Origin of the sequence: Hydrotalea lipotrueae (assembly GCF_019249625.1) — a bacterium.
Lineage (GTDB): Bacteria > Bacteroidota > Bacteroidia > Chitinophagales > Chitinophagaceae > Hydrotalea > Hydrotalea flava.
Map to the genome: position 1 here is coordinate 46,843 of NZ_JAESDL010000014.1, position 17,996 is coordinate 64,838.

Annotated in this window: 14 protein-coding genes; 12 read left to right on the forward strand and 2 right to left on the reverse strand. The window is 37.7% G+C overall.

Going from position 1 to position 17,996, the window contains the following annotated elements; all coding sequences use genetic code 11:
- The first annotated feature begins 71 nt into the window (after nt 1-71).
- Genes JK139_RS09555 through JK139_RS09570 form a run of 4 tightly spaced genes read left to right on the forward strand, consistent with a single transcriptional unit; the run spans nt 72 to nt 3,351 of the window.
- Nucleotides 72-659, forward strand: a complete 588-nt coding sequence (locus JK139_RS09555; protein ID WP_074419965.1) for an NUDIX domain-containing protein — start codon at nt 72-74, stop codon at nt 657-659.
- Entirely contained in the window at nt 652-1,398 is a 747-nt protein-coding gene (gene rlmB, locus JK139_RS09560; RefSeq protein WP_218331170.1) for a 23S rRNA (guanosine(2251)-2'-O)-methyltransferase RlmB, read from the forward strand. The genes JK139_RS09555 and rlmB overlap by 8 nt, the downstream gene beginning before the upstream one ends.
- A 39-nt stretch (nt 1,399-1,437) precedes the next feature.
- The gene (locus JK139_RS09565) at nt 1,438-2,304 is read left to right on the forward strand and encodes a beta/alpha barrel domain-containing protein (protein WP_074419958.1); all 867 of its coding nucleotides are present in this window, start codon (nt 1,438-1,440) and stop codon (nt 2,302-2,304) included.
- 42 nt (nt 2,305-2,346) lie between these two features.
- Nucleotides 2,347-3,351, forward strand: a complete 1,005-nt coding sequence (locus JK139_RS09570) for a GSCFA domain-containing protein (RefSeq protein ID WP_074419959.1) — start codon at nt 2,347-2,349, stop codon at nt 3,349-3,351.
- A 19-nt stretch (nt 3,352-3,370) separates the two neighbouring features.
- Here JK139_RS09570 and miaE read toward each other — a convergent pair whose 3' ends face one another.
- Complete coding sequence (gene miaE / locus JK139_RS09575) at nt 3,371-3,979, reverse strand: tRNA-(ms[2]io[6]A)-hydroxylase (RefSeq protein ID WP_074419966.1); 609 nt, start codon at nt 3,977-3,979, stop codon at nt 3,371-3,373.
- A gap of 88 nt (nt 3,980-4,067) precedes the next feature.
- Here miaE and JK139_RS09580 point away from each other — a divergent pair, with 88 nt between their 5' ends.
- The 4 genes from JK139_RS09580 (at nt 4,068) to trhO (ending at nt 9,407) form a co-directional block, all read left to right on the forward strand.
- On the forward strand, nt 4,068-5,165 hold the full coding sequence (locus JK139_RS09580; RefSeq protein WP_218331171.1) for an aminotransferase class I/II-fold pyridoxal phosphate-dependent enzyme: 1,098 nt from the start codon (nt 4,068-4,070) through the stop codon (nt 5,163-5,165).
- A gap of 167 nt (nt 5,166-5,332) precedes the next feature.
- Complete coding sequence (locus JK139_RS09585) at nt 5,333-7,798, forward strand: penicillin acylase family protein (protein WP_218331172.1); 2,466 nt, start codon at nt 5,333-5,335, stop codon at nt 7,796-7,798.
- A 66-nt stretch (nt 7,799-7,864) separates the two neighbouring features.
- On the forward strand, nt 7,865-8,218 hold the full coding sequence (locus JK139_RS09590) for a hypothetical protein (RefSeq protein WP_068247083.1): 354 nt from the start codon (nt 7,865-7,867) through the stop codon (nt 8,216-8,218).
- A 142-nt stretch (nt 8,219-8,360) separates the two neighbouring features.
- A complete protein-coding gene (gene trhO, locus JK139_RS09595; protein WP_218331173.1) occupies nt 8,361-9,407 on the forward strand; it encodes an oxygen-dependent tRNA uridine(34) hydroxylase TrhO in 1,047 nt (348 codons plus the stop codon).
- On the opposite strand, the gene JK139_RS09600 is transcribed toward trhO, so the two are convergent.
- Nucleotides 9,404-10,339, reverse strand: a complete 936-nt coding sequence (locus JK139_RS09600) for a phosphoribosylaminoimidazolesuccinocarboxamide synthase (protein WP_218331174.1) — start codon at nt 10,337-10,339, stop codon at nt 9,404-9,406. The genes trhO and JK139_RS09600 overlap by 4 nt on opposite strands.
- Before the next feature lie 165 nt (nt 10,340-10,504).
- Between JK139_RS09600 and JK139_RS09605 the strand changes: the two genes are divergently transcribed.
- The 4 genes from JK139_RS09605 (at nt 10,505) to JK139_RS09620 (ending at nt 17,941) form a co-directional block, all read left to right on the forward strand.
- A complete protein-coding gene (locus tag JK139_RS09605) occupies nt 10,505-13,375 on the forward strand; it encodes a TonB-dependent receptor (RefSeq protein WP_218331175.1) in 2,871 nt (956 codons plus the stop codon).
- 131 nt (nt 13,376-13,506) lie between these two features.
- Nucleotides 13,507-14,493, forward strand: a complete 987-nt coding sequence (locus JK139_RS09610) for a pyruvate dehydrogenase complex E1 component subunit beta (RefSeq protein ID WP_068246497.1) — start codon at nt 13,507-13,509, stop codon at nt 14,491-14,493.
- A gap of 155 nt (nt 14,494-14,648) precedes the next feature.
- Entirely contained in the window at nt 14,649-16,712 is a 2,064-nt protein-coding gene (locus tag JK139_RS09615; RefSeq protein WP_218331176.1) for a TonB-dependent receptor, read from the forward strand.
- Nucleotides 16,713-16,780: 68 nt separating this feature from the next.
- Nucleotides 16,781-17,941 carry a sigma-54-dependent transcriptional regulator gene (locus JK139_RS09620; RefSeq protein WP_218331177.1) on the forward strand — a complete coding sequence of 387 codons (1,161 nt, stop codon included), beginning with the start codon at nt 16,781-16,783 and terminating at the stop codon, nt 17,939-17,941.
- Nucleotides 17,942-17,996 lie beyond the last annotated feature (55 nt).

Consider the following 17,996-nt stretch of genomic DNA (forward strand, 5'->3'; position numbering starts at 1 on the left):
ACAAAAAAGGGCTGTCTGAAAAGATGGCCTTTTTTCTGTTCAATGCAGTAGTTTTAACCAAAATAATTTGTATGTCTGCAAACAGGGAAGTCAATCCGTGGATAATTTTAGATGAACAGGAAGTATATCAAAATGCCTGGATACAGCTCAATCATTACAAGGTAATCAACCCATCCGGTAAAGAGGGGATATATGGAAAAGTACATTTTAAAAATAAAGCTGTTGGCGTTATTCCAATAGATGAAACGCTGCATACATATCTGGTAGGCCAATATAGGTTCACCATTCAACAATATAGTTGGGAAATTCCGGAAGGTGGTTGCCCTGAAAATGAAACAGCTTTAAGTGCTGCTAAGCGCGAATTGATGGAAGAAACAGGGTTACAGGCAGAAAAATGGGAATATTTAGGAGCAGCATTTCTTTCCAATTCGGTAACCGATGAAGCGAGTGAATTTTTTGTAGCAACCGGATTATCAAAATATAAATCTGCTCCCGAAGAAACAGAACAGCTGGCAGTAAAAAAAGTAGCACTTCAACAGGCATTTGAAATGGTTGAAAACGGAACTATTACTGATGCATTATCGGTACTGGCTTTGCAGAAACTGCAATTATTGTGGATGCAGGGAAAATGGAAACCAATAATTTTGCAACATGGGTAAATCATCATCAACCTTAATCATTGGGCGGCAACCATTAATTGCAGCTATTGAACAGGGTAGGACAATTGATAAAATACTATTACAAAAAAATGCATCCGGCGAAACTGTGGCTGCCATTCGGCAACTATCCAAACAACATCAAATACCCATTCAACTGGTTCCGGTTGAAAAATTAAATTATTTATCCAAAGCCAATCATCAGGGCGTAATTGCTTTTGCAGCTTTGGTGCCTTATATGGATTTACAGGAAGTAATTAACTTTGTGGTGCAACAGGGAACGGTGCCTTTATTTGTAATGTTAGATGGTATTACCGATGTAAGAAATATTGGCGCCATAGCAAGAAGTGCATTGTGTTGTGGTGCGCAGGCTTTGATTCTACCCGATAAAGGAGTAGGCGCCCTCAATGAAGAAGCTTTAAAAAGCAGTGCCGGTGCATTAGAGCAGATACAGGTATGCAGAGTAAACAGTTTGCTGAAAGCTATTGATACACTGCATTTAAATGGTATTCAGGTGTTTACTTCAGAAATGCGTGCCGATAAAAATGTATTTGAATTAAATTTTACCTTACCCACCTGCGTTATAATGGGTGCAGAAGGAAAGGGGGTGCAGGCTTATCTTGCAAAAGCTGCTGATTATTTTTTTAAAATACCTATGGCCGGCAATTTTAATTCATTTAATGTTTCAGTAGCTACAGGTATTATTTTGTATGAAGCACTCAAACAGCGACAGTTTTCATAATATACAATCATTATTTTTTCACTTTAGAATGTGTTTACCATGCCATCTGCTGTTAAAACCATACAATTGATTGAATGTCCGCGAGATGCAATGCAGGGCTGGCCACATCCCATACCTACCGAAAAAAAAATTAACTATATCAACCAACTTTTGCAGGTTGGCTTTCATACCATTGATTTTGGCAGCTTTGTTTCACCCAAAGCCATCCCACAAATGGCAGATACGGTTCAGGTATTGAAGGGGCTTCATTTCAACAATAGCATTACAAAACTATTGGCCATTGTAGCCAATGTAAGAGGTGCTGAAGCAGCGGTTTTGTTTGATGAAATTACTTATCTGGGTTTTCCTTTTTCGGTTTCGCCAACATTCCAAATGCGCAATACCAACAGTACACAGGAAGAAAGTGTGCAAACCATTGAAACCATTCAGGAACTGTGTATCAAAAACAACAAACAGTTGGTGGTGTATTTAAGCATGGGTTTCGGCAATCCCTATGGTGATGTATATAACAGTGAAATATTACTGCAATGGGCCGATGCAATGATACAAAAAGACATTACCATCATCTCACTGGCCGATACGGTTGGACTGGCAGCGCCTATACAAATTAGCGAAGTATTTCAGGCATTAATTCCTGCTTATCCACACATTATTTTTGGTGCACATTTACATGCAAGCCCCGATAATCGTATCGCCAAATTAGCAGCCGCCTATCATGCAGGCTGTATGCGTTTTGATGGCGCTTTACGTGGGTATGGCGGATGCCCCATGGCGCAAAATGAACTGGTCGGGAATATGGATAGCTTATCTATCATAGATTACTTCAGTAAGGAAGGATTGTCGTTTCATTTCAATGCAAATGCGTTAGAAAATAGTGTATTATTAGCGGGTGAAATATTCAGCTAATGTGCTTTTGATGCGTTTTTATTCCATATTAAAAATCTGAACATGAAGTTCCACGCCGAATTCGATATTAAAAAAATAGATGAACCCATTCATCATCGGCATAAAATAATGCTGATAGGTTCTTGTTTTACTGAAAAAATAGGTGAAAAATTAAGTAATAGTGGCTTTTCAGTGCTGCAAAATCCAAATGGAATTCTGTTTAATCCGGTAAGTGTGGCGGAAGCCATTATAAACATTATTCAACACAAAATTTATACAACATCCGATTTGTTTTGTTTTAATGAAACATGGCATAGCTGGCAGTTTCATAGCCGATATTCCGGCATTACTCCGGAAGATGCTGTTCAAAAAATAAATACATCTATTCAAACAGGGCATACCTTTTTAAAGCATGCCGATTATCTTATAATTACATTAGGTTCTGCCTGGGTGTACACATTAACGGAACAGGCTGCCAATGGCAAACCCGGTACCGTTGCCGCCAATAATCATAAAGCACCGGCCGGTTGGTTTCAAAAAAAATTAATGGATACCACACAAATTATTACCGTGTTGGGTACTATGCTGGATAGATTGGGCATTTTTAATCCAAATATAAAAATTATTTTCACCATCAGTCCGGTGCGCCATTTACGCGAAGGTGCTGTTAATAATAATCGCAGCAAAGCAGCTTTAATCAGTGCAGTGCATTACTTAACAGAACAACTCCCCAAATTGTATTATTTTCCTGCCTATGAACTTGTAATAGATGATTTGCGTGATTATCGGTTTTATGCGGAAGATTTGGTACACCCCAACCATACAGCAACAGAATATGTATGGGCTAAATTGATGAATGCATGTATGAATGCAGATACCATTGCATTGATACACAAGATTGATGAAATTAATATTGCACGCAGGCATACACCATTCAATCCTTCATCGGTGCAGCATCAGGCGTTTTTAAAAAAATATGCCGCCCTTACACAATCGTTACTAAACGAGTTTCCATTTCTTCCTTTAGCAGAAACATTGCAATATTTTCAGCAGGGCAGTAAAAATTAAAACTGTGGGCACTCATTTTTTAATGTATTCTGTCGCCTCTTAATGCAGTGCTTTGCATAACGAGCATTTCATGTTCAAGCCATTGTTGCCAACGTTTTTCCACTTTTTCGGGTGTGGTATATTGTTTGGCTAAATCTAAAAACAGTGTATAATGACCTGCCTCACTTGCCATAAAACGACGGTAAAAATTACGCAGGCCTGCATCTTCCAAGCCTTCGCTTAATCTTTTAAAACGTTCGCAACTGCGTGCTTCAATCAATGCCATGGTTAACAGCTTGTCTAATAAACGGCTATCTTCATGGCCTCCTTTTTGTTGAAAGGCTAATAATTGATTTACATAAACGTCTTTCCGTTGGTTACCTAACGGTAAATTTCTTCGTTCTAATTCTTGTAAAACTAATCTGAAATGTCCCCATTCTTCGGTTACTATGGGCGATAAACGGTATACAATTTCTTTTTTTGAAGAATAATGCTGAATGAGTGAAATACAGGAAATGGCTGCTTTTTGCTCGCAATAAGCATGATCGGTTAAAATACCACCGATGCTGATTGCTGCCAGATTTACCCAGCGTGGATCTGTGGCTAAAGGTAAGTTTAAAATTGATTTTACATCTGCAGATAAATTCATAAAAACACTTAAGCACTGCAAAAATATCAATTGCTGCTGTTTAAGTTGCAGGCTGCACAATACAATTGTATTTATGTAGTTTTGAAACATGTACCACGATGAATTTCTTGACGATAAATTGAACGACCGAAAATTGCAAAGAAGCTATCGCTCTTTACAAACATCGGACAATAAAATAGATTTTTTTTCAAACGATTATTTGGGAATAGCCCAACAACGGCTGCTTACATCCGAAGATGTGCATATTTATGCCGCAGGTGCAACAGGTTCCAGATTATTGTCGGGCAATTATGCATTGATTGAAGCGGCAGAAAGCACCATAGCAACATTTCACCAAACACCTGCTGCGCTCATTTTCAATTCGGGTTATGACGCCAATGTAGGTTTGCTTTCTGCCATACCTCAAAAAGGCGATACCATTTTATACGATGCTTTATCACACGCCTCTATACGGGAAGGCCTTCGTTTATCTTTTGCACAAAGTTTTTCATTCCGGCATAATGATCTTATGCATTTGGAAGAAAAGTTAAAACTGGCAAAGGGTCATATTTTTATTGTAACCGAAACGGTTTTTAGTATGGATGGAGACAGGTGTCCGTTGCCTGATTTGGTTTTACTTGCCCAAAAATATGGTGCACACCTTATTGTAGATGAAGCACATGCCACAGGAATAATTGGGAAAAATGGAGCAGGACTTACCCAACACGATCAATTACAGGAAGCTATTTTTGCCCGTATCCATACTTTTGGAAAAGCGGTGGGCTGTCAGGGTGCAGCAGTATTGGGTTCTGAACGATTGAAAGCATATTTAGTTAATTTTTCCAGACCCTTTATTTACACAACAGCACTTCCGCCATTGGCCATTAAAGCAGTAATCAAGTCCTATCAAATATTTCCTGAAATGCACACTGAACGGCAGGTATTACAGCAGCATATTCAACAGTTTCAACAGGCAAAACTTCCATTTCAAAAGTTGATTTCAGATACACCTATTCAGGGTTTGATAATACCTGGCAATGAAAATGTAATTCAGATAGCTACAACCTTACAAAATAATGGGTTTGCAGTACGGCCTATTCTTTATCCAACAGTGCCCAAAAATGCAGAAAGGCTGCGCATTATTTTGCATGCTTTCAATACCAAAAACGAACTGCAAAATTTATTATACCTGCTCGCTTCCACATAAAATCAACAATTATTGAAATAAAAAAAATGAATGTATGCAAAAAATTATTATTTTCAATGCTGAATAAAACCTGAAATTGTTTTCAATGATTTTTTTGTTGTACAAGTATTGCTGAAAACAATAGGTTTGAACACTGCCAATACCCTGAACTTTTATAAAACTTGTCTATGAAATATGTTTACACGGGCTTAGCTGCACTGCTCACCATTGCTTTAATTGTAGTACTCAATATTCAGTTGCCGGTTGGTAATTCAAAAACACCAAGACTAGGTTATTTTTTATCTCCTCAACAAGGATTTTGGCAAAATGCAGAACCTGATAATACTGATTTTGGTGGAGAAATTGTTTTAAGTGGATTAAAAGGCAAAGCAGATGTTTATTTTGACAATCGTTTAGTACCTCATATTTATGCCGGCAATGATGCAGATGCATATTTTTTGCAAGGCTATTTGCATGCGAAGTTTCGTTTGTTTCAAATGGAATTTGAGACCAACGTGGCCGGAGGAAGATTAAGCGAATTAATTGGAAAAGACGGGCTGGCAATTGATAAATATTTCAGGAGATTAGGAATGGTATATGCTGCCGAAAATTCGTTAAAAGTTATGGAAGCAGACCCGGCAGTAAAATCAGCCATGGATGCTTATACAGCAGGTGTAAATGCCTATATAGCTCATTTAAAACCCAATCAAATTCCTTTAGAATTTAAATTGTTAAATGCTACACCTGAACCCTGGACCAATTTGCGTTCGGCATTGTTTTTAAAATTTATGTCGTATGATTTAACCGGGCAGGGCGACGATGATTTATTAATGACCAATACCAAAAACCTGTTAGGATACATTATGTTTCAAAAATTATTTCCCGACAGGGCCGATTCATTAGATCCTATTTTACCTATTGGTACCACTTTTGAAAAACCTTCTATTGTACCCAAAATACCTGTGAATGTAGATTCTGTATACTACGGAATTTCCGGGGGCACCTCCACAGCCATTCCACCTGTTATGCCCAATAAAAATAATGGCAGCAATAACTGGGCAGTTAGTGGCAGTAAAACAAAAAGCGGAAGGCCTATTTTGTGTAACGACCCACATTTGGGTTTAAATCTTCCTTCTCTTTGGTATGAAGTGCAAATTAGCACCCCAACACAAAATACGTATGGTGCAACATTTCCTGGTGCACCTTGTGTAATTATAGGGTTTAATGACAGTTGTGCCTGGGGGGTAACCAATGCAGGCAGAGATGTGAAAGATTTTTATGAAATGCAGTTTAAAGACAGCACCATGCAAGAGTATTGGTTCAATAACGCATGGGAAAAAGCTGAGATACGGAAAGAGGTGATTAAAGTAAAAGATGGTCCCGATGATGTGGAAACATTAGCCATGACTGTATTTGGACCGGTAATGTATGATAAAAATTATCAGAGTAAAAATAAAGATGGCCGTTACTATGCCGTACGTTGGAAAGCGCATGATGGTAGTAATGAATTGGCTACTTTTTATTATTTAAACAGAGCTAAAAACTATACCGATTACAGCAATGCCGTTAATTATTTTGAATGTCCAGGGCAAAATTTTGTATTTGCCTGTAAAAATGGAGATATTGCCATTAAGCAGCAGGGAGCTTTTGTAGCCAAGTGGAAACACCAGGGCGAGTTTGTGATGCCGGGTACAGATAGCGCTTATATGTGGCAGGGAATTATACCCAATAAAGAAAACCCGCTGATGTATAACCCGGCACGTGGTTTTGTAAGCAGCGCCAATCAAATGGTTGTAGATACAACTTATCCATATTATTTAGGCAGATCTGGAAATTTCCCTATTTACAGAGGGCTCATCATCAATCGGCTTTTAGCAGGTATGAATAATAATATTACACCCGAAGATATGATGAAAATGCAAACCAATAATTACAATGTATTTGCCGAAATGGCCAGACCCGCATTGTTTAAATATTTAGATGAAACCGCATTAAGCCCAACAGAAATGCGTTATATGGATAAATTGAAAGAATGGAATTTGGTGAGTGATTATAATGCAACAGCTCCTACTATTTTTGAATGTTTTTGGGATAGTGTTTTTGTAGATATTTATGCTGATGAATTGAACAGTACCGGCTTGCCGTACATGTGGCCGGAGCAAGCAACCTTAGTGGAGGCAATGATTAAAGACACGAATTACCTGTTTGCTGATGATATTAGAACAAAAGATGTGAAAGAAAATATGCGCACCATTGTACAAAATGCATGTAAACAGGCCTGTGCAGCATTAGAAAATTTAGAAAAAATGGGTAAGTTAAACTGGGGAAAATATAAGGACACCTACATTGGTCATTTATTAAAAATTCCTGCACTGAGCAGGTTGCATGTGCCAATAGGAGGTGGAACAAACATTATTAATGCCACCACATCCAATCATGGGCCCAGTTGGCGAATGATTGTACAATTAACGGATAAAACAGAAGCTTATGGAGTTTATCCTGGCGGGCAAAGTGGTAATCCGGGCAGTAAATATTATGATAATTTTATTGATACATGGGCAGCCGGTAAATATTATCCGCTATTGTTTTTAACGAAAAGTATGGCTGCAACAAGTTCTGATATGAAATGGCATTTGGAAGTGAAAAATGGATAAAACATCTGTTGGAGGAAAACTTTGCATTATTCAATTGCTAAAAAAAACATTTATAAAATTAAAAATATGAAGTTTGTAATATCTGTTATCATCACTGCTTTTTTAAGTTACTCATTTGGGTTATATGCAGCATTCCCCTGGTATAGTTTTGCTATCTGTGCATTGGCAGTTGCATTGGCCATACATCAAAAACCATATAAAGCATTTTTGTCGGGATTTATTGCTTTATTTTTATTGTGGGGAATCATGGCATTATTGATGGACAATGCCAATCACCATATTCTTTCGCAAAAAGTAGCCCAGATATTACCATTGGAAGGTTCTTCCATGGCAATTATATTGCTAACTGCATTCATAGGCGGATTGGTAGCTGGAATGGCTGCATTAACCGGCAGTTTAATCAGAAAAAGGTCAAATTGATTGGTTTAAAAAGAAAGGCCTTTTTTGTTACAATCATAAAATAAGTATTTTCGCACCGATATTTTGCCCACCCTGCAAGTGGGTCCATATTTAATCATGGAACTTTTGCCTTTGCGTAAAAAGTCTGAAATGTAATTTCTTTATGGCATTGTTACACAATCGTATTAATAATGAGGAGTTGAAAAAGCGCCTCATGGAAGAAAAAGAACCCCGCATTACTGTAAGTTTCTATCAGTATTTTGAAGTATCCAATCCACTGGCTTTTCGAGATTACCTGTATAAGCATTTGCATGCGCTGAAAGTGTTTGGCAGAATTTATATTGCCAAAGAAGGTATTAATGCACAAGCCAGTGTGCCCGAATCTAATTTTGAAGCATTCAAAACATTTTTATATAGTATTGAACCTTTAAATGGCTTACGAATTAATATTGCCGTGGATGATGATGGGAAAAGTTTTTGGGTATTAAAAGTTAAGGTGCGTGAAAAAATAGTAGCAGACGGTATTAATGATCCCGATTTTAATATGTATCAAAAAGGGAAGTATGTAGACGCCATTACCATGAACCGGTTACTGGCTGACCCCAATACCATTGTAATTGATATGCGTAACCATTACGAATATGAAGTGGGCCATTTTGTAAAAGCATTAGAAGTGCCTTCAGATACTTTTCGCGAACAATTGCCCATGGCAGTGGAAATGATGAAAGGTAATGAAGACAAAAACATCATCATGTATTGTACAGGTGGTATTCGTTGTGAAAAAGCCAGTGCATATATGTTGCATAAGGGCTTTAAAAATGTATATCATTTGGAAGGTGGAATTATTAATTATGCCCGCCAGACCCAACAATTGGGGTTAGAAAGTTATTTTAAAGGTAAAAACTTTGTGTTCGATAACAGGCTGGGTGAAAGAATTACACCCGATGTAATTGCGCATTGCCACCAATGCGGAAACCCCTGCGATACCCATACCAACTGTAAAAATGATGGTTGCCACCTTTTGTTTATACAGTGCGATGAATGTGCCACAAAATACAATGGTTGTTGCAGTGAGGCCTGCGCAGAAACCATTCATTTACCTGTTGAAAGGCAAAAGCAAATTAGAAAGGGAATAGATAAAGGTCAAAATATATTCCACAAATCTAAAGCCCGTTTAAGGCCCAGATTGAATGAAATAAATGGCGTTTAGTGATAAACGCCTAATATTTTTAATGCTTCCATTGTTTTTTCAAAAGTAATTTCATCAGAAAGAGATTGTGGAACAAATTTTTCTCCAATCAGTTTTTCGTATAATTCAATATATCGGTTCGATATGGTTTGAATCCATTCATCCGTCATTTCCGGAACAACTTCTCCTGCTTTTCCCATGAAATGATGGGCAATTAACCATTCTCTTACAAATTCTTTACTCAATTGTTTTTGTTTTTCGCCTTTTTGCTGGCGCTCCTCAAATCCTTCTGCATAAAAATATCTTGAACTATCTGGTGTATGAATTTCATCCATTAAATAAATTTCATCTCCAATTTTCCCAAACTCATATTTGGTATCTACTAAAATCAGCCCCCGTTGTGCAGCCAGTTGTTTTCCCCTTTCAAAAAGCGCTAATGCGCATGTTTCTAATTGTGCCCAATCTTTTTCACTGGCCAGTCCGCCTGCAATTATGGCTTCTTTTGTAATATCTTCATCATGCCCTTCTGCAGCTTTGGTAGAGGGTGTTATAATGGGTGACGGAAAAAAATCATTTTCCTGCATCCCCTCGGGTAATGCCACACCGCATAATGTTCTTTTGCCCGATTGATAGGTACGCCAGGCATGTCCGGTTAAATTACCCCTTATCACCATTTCTATTTTAAACGGTTCGCATTTTTTTCCAATACTTACATTAGGCGCAGGTACACTTAACAACCAGTTTTTGCAAATATCTTGGGTAGCCTGCAACATATAAGCAGCAATCTGATTCAGTACCTGCCCTTTAAATGGAATGGGCTTGGGTAGTATTACATCAAAAGCCGAAATTCGGTTACTGGCCACCATTACCAGTATATTTTGGCCAATACTATATACATCTCTTACTTTACCCTTGTAAAAATTGGTTTGTTGGGGAAATTGATACATTGCCATGCATCAAAAATACTCTTGCAAAATAATATACAGGCGCTTTTTTCGTTTTTTTTCTTTCGGATAATTTTTTTGAACGATTACATAAAAGTATTTTTCAAGTATTTTTTAATATTTTTTTTATTCAGCCAACTATTTTCTAAATTGCTGTTAAACAAAAACTGCCGTATGAGAAAATTAATGTTAATGGTTTCTTTTTGCATTACTGTTTCATTGTTTTATGTAACAGCCCATGCACAAGAAGCTACCACTGTTAGTGGCGTTATTAAAAATGCAAGTAACAATGAAACTGTATCATCTGTTTCAGTAACTATTAAGGGAGGTTCAACTGGTGCCTATACCGATGAAAAAGGTTATTTTAAATTTACTACCGCACAAAAACCGCCATTTACATTGGTTATCTCTTCTGTTGGTTTCTCTAATAAAGAAGTAACATTTAACGGAACACCTATTGAAGTGAGCCTTCAGCCACACTATATTTTAGGTGATGAAGTGGTAGTAGCTGCCTCTCGTGTTCCTGAAAAAATTATTGAATCGCCGGTAACTATTGAAAGGGTAAGTGCTGCTACCATTCGTTCTGCTCCTTCTTCTAACTATTATGATATTATCGGAACTTTAAATGGGGTAGATGTGGTAGCTTCCAGTTTAACATTTAAATCGGTAGGTACCCGTGGATTCAATGTTAATGGAAATTTAAGATTGAATCAAATTGTGGATGGTATGGATAACCAGGCCCCTGGCTTAAATTTTCCGGTAGGTGGTGTAATTGGATTAACTGAATTAGATGTAGAAAGTATAGAACTGTTGCCAGGTGCTTCTTCTGCATTGTATGGCCCTGGTGGTATGAATGGAACTGTTTTAATTAATAGTAAAGATCCATTCAAATATCAAGGATTAAGTTTTCAAATTAAACAGGGTGTAAACCATGTAGATAATTACCAACGCAATGCTGCTCCATTTTATGACTGGAGTGTACGTTGGGCCAAAAAAGTATCAGACAAGTTTGCTTTTAAAATAGCTTCACAATATGTACAAGCACAAGACTGGCTGGCCAATGATAAAAGAGATTATTCTCGTACTACCGGAACGCCCAATGGGCAAGTAATACCGGGTACCAGAGATTCTGACCCTGCTTATGATGGTGTAAATGTATATGGTGATGAAACAAACTTAGTAAGTGCTGGCGGTATTACTTTTAATTCGCTGGCGCAACAGGTAGGGCAGGGATTTATTGCTCAGGGTGTTCCCAGTTCAATCATTAATGGTATTGTTTCAACTATTCCGGCCAATCAGAATATATCCAGAACCGGATTTGATGAAAAATATGTGATTGCACCTACTACCTACAACTTTAAAATTTCAGGTGAAGCGGTTTATAAAATCAGTAGCCGAACTGATTTAATTTTTGATGGCAACTGGGGCACAGGTAGTACTGTGTATACGGGTTCTGACCGTTATGCACTGAAAAATTTAAAAATGGGTCAGTATAAAATTGAATTGAAAAACAAAAACTGGTTTTTAAGAGCTTATACTACGCAGGAAAATGCCGGTGATTCTTACAATTCAACCATTGCTGCCCGTTTGTTTAATGAGGCTTTATTACCCAGCGGTGGTGCCACCGGCTGGTTTTCCCAGTATACGCAGAATTATATTAAATCGCGTTTACCTGCTTCATTAGGTGGCGCTGGTTTAAGCGATGCTGCTGCTGAAGTGTATGCCCGTTCTGCTACCGACGCTGCTTCAGGAAGGCCGAACGGCGCTATTTATAATAACCCCTTGTTTCAAAAAATTGTACAAACCCCTATTTCTAAAGGTGGTGCACTTTTCGTAGATAAAACTGCATTGTATATGATAGAAGGTCAATACAATTTATCCCCTGCATTGGGGTTAGAAAAAACTAAAACCGATTTATTGATAGGCGGCAATTGGAAACAATATGCATTAAACTCACAGGGAACTTTGTTTGCAGATACTGCAGGTAAAATTTATATAAATGAAGTGGGAGCCTATGCTCAACTTTCGCAGCAATTATTTAATGATGTTTTAAAATTAACCGCTTCCGGCAGGTACGATAAAAATTCAAATTTTGATGGAAAGTTTACCCCTCGTTTTTCAGCAGTGGTAAAATTAGCTAAAAACCATAACCTGCGTTTTTCTTATCAAACCGCCTATCGTTTCCCTTCTACACAAAATCAATGGATTAACTTATTGGTGAGTGGCGGAATTCGTTTAATGGGCGGCTTGCCACAATTACGTAATTACTACAATTTTAATAATAATCCTTCTTACACTTTGGCCAGTGTGCAGGCATTTGGAGCATCGGTACTCAATGGCAGTCCTAATCCCGGTTTGTTGCAAGTGCAAAACTTCGGCAAATTTAAACCTGAGTCTTCCAACTCATTCGAAGTGGGTTATAAAGGTCTGATTGCCCAAAAATTGTTGATTGATGTATATGCTTACTGGGCAAATTATAAAGACTTTTTGGGTGGCGTTACTGTTGTTCAATCGCAAAATGGTTCGCCCTTGGGCTTGTTGGGCTTAAATCCAAATGGTTCATCCGGCAATGCGGCTGCTACAAGAACCATTTACAGCATTTCAGTAAATACACCGGGTAATGTAAATACCAACGGATGGGGTGCCTCTGTTCAATATTTATTACCCAGAAATTTTGCATTGAATGCCAATGTATACTCTGACCAAATAGGCAGTCTGCCTTCAGGTTTTGTTTCTTATTTCAATACGCCTAAAATCAGAACCAATATCGGTTTCAGTAATTCAGGATTTTTATTAGATAATCGTTTGGGCTTTAGTTTAATGTATCGTTATCAGGATAGTTTTTATTATGAAGGAACTTTTGGAACCGGTAATGTACCTTCTTTTGCAACCATTGATGGCGTAATTACCTTTAAATTGCCTGCTACCAAGTCAATGATTAAAATTGGTGGTACCAATTTATTAAACCATTACTATACCAATGGCTTTGGTAATGCACAGATTGGTGGTTTGTATTATGTAAGTTATGGGTATAATGTGTTTTAAAAATTACAACCCTGTTTTTAAAGCTCTTCGGTTGCTTCCGAAGAGCTTTTTTTATTACAGAACCGCTGTTTTTGGTTTTATACATGATAATCTTCTATTTTTGCTGCTCAATTTACTAATCGATATAAATTATGCGATCAATTGCTTTTAGAGAGGCACTCAGAGAGGCCATGCAGGAAGAAATGAGAAGAGATGAAAGGGTTTTTTTAATGGGTGAAGAAGTTGCTGAATACAATGGTGCTTATAAAGTTAGTCAGGGTATGCTGGCTGAATTTGGCGCTAAGCGTGTCATTGATACGCCGATTTCCGAATTAGGTTTTGCCGGTGTAGCAGTTGGTGCTGCACAGAACGGTTTAAGGCCGATTGTTGAATTCATGACTTGGAATTTTGCAGTGTTACCATTAGACCAAATTTTAAATACTGCTTCTAAAATGCTGGCTATGAGTGGTGGACAAATTGCCTGCCCCATCGTTTTCAGAGGGCCTAATGGCAGTGCCGGACAATTAGGAGCGCAACACTCCACCGCTTTTGAAAGTTTATATGCCAATATACCGGGTATTAAAGTGGTATCTCCCTCAAATGGCTATGATGCTAAAGGGTTACTGAAACAAGCCATTCGTTACGAAGAAGATCCGGTTATGTTTATGGAAAGTGAAGTAATGTATGGAGATAAATCTGAAGTGCCTGATGAAGAATATTATATTCCATTAGGAAAGGCAGACATAAAAAAAGCAGGAAGCGATATTACCATTGTTTCTTTCAACAAAATGATGAAAGTTGCATTGGGCGCAGCCGCAGAATTGGAAAAAGAAGGGATAAACGCTGAAGTGATTGATTTAAGAACCATACGCCCCTTAGACTGGCATACTATTTTAGAAAGTGTTAAAAAAACCAATCGGTTATTGATTGTAGAAGAACAATGGCCCTTTGCATCAGTAAGTTCTGAAATTACGTATCGTATACAAAAAGAAGGATTTGATTATTTAGATGCACCCATTCGCCGCATTACCAGTGCCGATGCACCCATGCACTATGCACCTAATTTAGCAGCTTTAGCTATTCCCGATGTGGAAAGAACTGTAAAACTGGCTAAAGAAGTGATGTATATGAAAAAATAAAGAAATAATTGTGTTAATGGTTATACTATTTAATCCCGAAACTCACCTTTCGGGATTTTTTTTGATATCAATCATATTACGTATTGGGTTAGGTATAATGCTGTGGGTTAACTTTAGGTTGCTAATCAATTAAAAAGCATATTGGTTTAATTTGCATGAAAAAATATTTCTATTTTATAGTGCTCGTAATTGTACAAAAAGCAACTGCACAAAACGAAGCATTGCCTACCTTTGGAAATGATACACTACAAGATGTAACGGTGCATGCCTTTATGCTGAATAAAAAATGGAAAGATGCGCCTGTTGCTGTGGCACTCATCAGTCAGGCCGATATTCAACGAAGTGCCCCCACCAGTTTATTACCGGTGCTTAATGCTGTTGCAGGTGTTAGAATGGAGGAACGTTCTCCAGGCAGTTATCGTCTTTCTATTAGGGGAAGTACCCTTCGCTCACCTTTTGGTGTTCGGAATGTGAAAGTATATTGGAATGATATTCCATTAACCGATGGTGGTGGCAATACCTATTTAAATCTGGTAGATGTGCGCCAGATCAACAATGCAGAAGTCATCAAAGGGCCTTCTTCCAGCGTATATGGTGCAGGTACCGGGGGTGTTTTGCTGCTCAATTCAGTACCCTCTTTCACATCAAAAAATCAAAGCCATTTTAATGTGGGTATTACCGGTGGTTCATATGGATTATTTGTACAAAATGCAGGATACACTTATCAAAATAAACGGTTTACTTCTTTGTTACAACAAAGCCATTTGCAATCCAATAGCTATCGTCAACAGTCGGCCGTTAGAAGAGATACATATAATTGGATAGCCAAATGGCAAACCGGTTCACAAATATTTGATGTGCTGGCATTTTATACCAATATGTATTATCAAACACCGGGCGGACTAACATTGGCAGAAATGTTAAAAAATCCCACTGCGGCAAGACCTGCAACAGGAACAACGCCGGGTGCGGTAGAACAAAAATCAGCTATTTTCGATAAAACTGCTTTTGCAGGAATACATCATTCTATACAAATTAATTCATCTCTTTCGGCAGTATCAGTAGTTTTGGTGAACGATAATGTTATTACCAATCCCTTTTTAACCAAATACGAAAACCGTGATGAAACCAATACCGGCATATCGTCTAAACTCATTTATCAACACAAAATTGGAAATGCTGCTTTACAATGGGTAAACGGGGGAGAATGGTTATACAATCATTCCAGAATAGATGATTATGTAAACAATGGAGGGGTACAAGGCAATGTACAGTTTAAAGATAATTTGTTTGCCAGTCAATGGTATGTTTTTTCTCAATTACAGCTTAGCTGGAAAAAAATTACACTCAATGCAGGCGTAAGTTTCAATAATCAGCAATTGCAGTATCGACGTCTTACTGACAGCACCATGTTACATGATTTAAGTACCCAAAATCAACAGGTATTCACGCCTCGTTTTTCATTGGGTTATCAATTAACGTCATCTGTTTCGTGGTATGCCATTGCAGCCAAAGGATTTTCTCCCCCAACACTGGCAGAATTTTTCCCACAGGATAGAATTTTTCACAGTAAACTAAAAGCAGAATATGGCTGGAATATTGAATCCGGTATTAAAGGCAGTGCGTGGAACAATAGTTTACAATTTGATGTAGCAGCTTATCATTTTCAATTACAAAATGCCATTGTAATGCGGGTAAATGCTCAGGGGGCACAGTATTTTGTAAACTCCGGCGGTGCGCTCGAAAAAGGTATTGAAGTAACGGGCAAATATCGTTTATGGCAAAAGGCTTCAGCTTTTATCAGTCAGTTCAATATATGGGGCAGTTTTAGCTATCAGCCTTATTATTTTTCAGATTATAAACAGGGCAATAACAATTATACCGGCAATGCGGTAACAGGTGTTCCCAAACATATTACCAATGCGGGCATTGATATGGCCACAAAAAATAAATATTATCTGCATTTGCTGCTCAATGCTACTGCTGCTATTCCTTTAAATGATGGCAATACAAACTACGCAAATGCCTATCAAAACTTACAATTAAAAATGGGCAGGTATATCCATTGGAAACAGGCTAAACTCAATATTTTTTGTGGTATTGATAACCTGTTGAATCAAAATTATAGTTTAGGTAATGATATCAATGCATTTGGAGGGAGATATTATAATCCGGCACCCAGTCGGAATTATTATGCAGGAATAAATTTTAGCTGGTAGCTTTATTCCGTATCTGTTATGTGCAAACAGTAACTAACACTTATCTTAGCAAAAACTTACCAAAAATTATGTTTCAAATTCTCGTAATTGATGATGAACGTGCCATTAGAAGCGTTCTGAAAGATATTTTAAGCAATGAAGGATATAAGGTAGAGGAAGCTATCGATGGTGAAGATGGTTGGAAGAAATTTATCGCAGCCAATTATGATGTGGTATTATGCGATATTAAAATGCCCAAAATGGATGGCATTGAATTTTTAACGAAAGCTTTGGAAGAAAAACCGGAAGTGCCCATTATCATTATTAGCGGACACGGTAATATTGAAACCGCAGTAGATGCTGTTAAAAAAGGTGCATTCGATTATATTGCCAAACCGCCCGACTTAAACAGGATGCTCATTACCATTCGTAATGCAATGGATAAAACAACTTTGGTAAAAGAAACCAAGGTATTGAAAAGAAAAATAGGTCGGGTTCAGGAAATTATTGGAGAAAGTGATGTCATCAAAAAAATTAAAGCTACCATTGATAAAGTAGCCCCTACTGATGCTCGTGTATTAATTACCGGAGAAAATGGAAGTGGCAAAGAATTGGTTGCCCGATGGTTGCATGAAAAAAGCAACAGAGCCAAGGCACCATTAATTGAAGTAAATTGTGCTGCCATTCCAAGTGAACTGATTGAAAGCGAATTATTTGGTCATGAAAAAGGTTCTTTTACTTCGGCCATCAAACAACGCATCGGCAAATTTGAGCAGGCCAATGGTGGTACGTTGTTTTTAGATGAAATTGGCGACATGAGCCTGCAGGCACAAGCCAAGGTATTAAGGGCATTACAGGAAGGTAAAATAACCCGTGTAGGTGGTGATAAAGAAATTAACGTGGATGTTCGGGTGGTAGCTGCTACCAATAAAAATTTGTTGGAAGAAGTAGAAGCAAAAAATTTCAGGTTAGATTTATACCATCGGCTGGGCGTAATATTAATACATGTACCTTCTTTAAATGAAAGAGCTGAAGATATTCCGCTGCTAATAGAAAAATTTTTGGAAGATATTGCCGAAGAATATGGCGAAGCCAAAAAAGCAATTGAAAAAAATGCAGTGTTGGCATTAAAGAATAAAAAATGGTCGGGCAATATTCGTGAATTGCGAAATGTAATTGAACGACTGGTAATTTTATCCGGTAAAACCATTACGGCCGATGATGTAAAAAATTATGCATTGGCCATGTAATGCAAGTTTGTATTTTGTTTAACAAAACTAAACTAAGCTTTGTAAACTTCATATT

Coding starts and splice junctions, on each gene's coding strand:
- JK139_RS09555 (WP_074419965.1), top strand. CDS start 72: ATGTCTGCAAACAGGGAAGTCAATCCGTGGATAATTTTAGATGAACAG.
- rlmB (WP_218331170.1), top strand. CDS start 652: ATGGGTAAATCATCATCAACCTTAATCATTGGGCGGCAACCATTAATT.
- JK139_RS09565 (WP_074419958.1), top strand. CDS start 1,438: ATGCCATCTGCTGTTAAAACCATACAATTGATTGAATGTCCGCGAGAT.
- JK139_RS09570 (WP_074419959.1), top strand. CDS start 2,347: ATGAAGTTCCACGCCGAATTCGATATTAAAAAAATAGATGAACCCATT.
- miaE (WP_074419966.1), bottom strand. CDS start 3,979: ATGAATTTATCTGCAGATGTAAAATCAATTTTAAACTTACCTTTAGCC.
- JK139_RS09580 (WP_218331171.1), top strand. CDS start 4,068: ATGTACCACGATGAATTTCTTGACGATAAATTGAACGACCGAAAATTG.
- JK139_RS09585 (WP_218331172.1), top strand. CDS start 5,333: ATGAAATATGTTTACACGGGCTTAGCTGCACTGCTCACCATTGCTTTA.
- JK139_RS09590 (WP_068247083.1), top strand. CDS start 7,865: ATGAAGTTTGTAATATCTGTTATCATCACTGCTTTTTTAAGTTACTCA.
- trhO (WP_218331173.1), top strand. CDS start 8,361: ATGGCATTGTTACACAATCGTATTAATAATGAGGAGTTGAAAAAGCGC.
- JK139_RS09600 (WP_218331174.1), bottom strand. CDS start 10,339: ATGGCAATGTATCAATTTCCCCAACAAACCAATTTTTACAAGGGTAAA.
- JK139_RS09605 (WP_218331175.1), top strand. CDS start 10,505: ATGAGAAAATTAATGTTAATGGTTTCTTTTTGCATTACTGTTTCATTG.
- JK139_RS09610 (WP_068246497.1), top strand. CDS start 13,507: ATGCGATCAATTGCTTTTAGAGAGGCACTCAGAGAGGCCATGCAGGAA.
- JK139_RS09615 (WP_218331176.1), top strand. CDS start 14,649: ATGAAAAAATATTTCTATTTTATAGTGCTCGTAATTGTACAAAAAGCA.
- JK139_RS09620 (WP_218331177.1), top strand. CDS start 16,781: ATGTTTCAAATTCTCGTAATTGATGATGAACGTGCCATTAGAAGCGTT.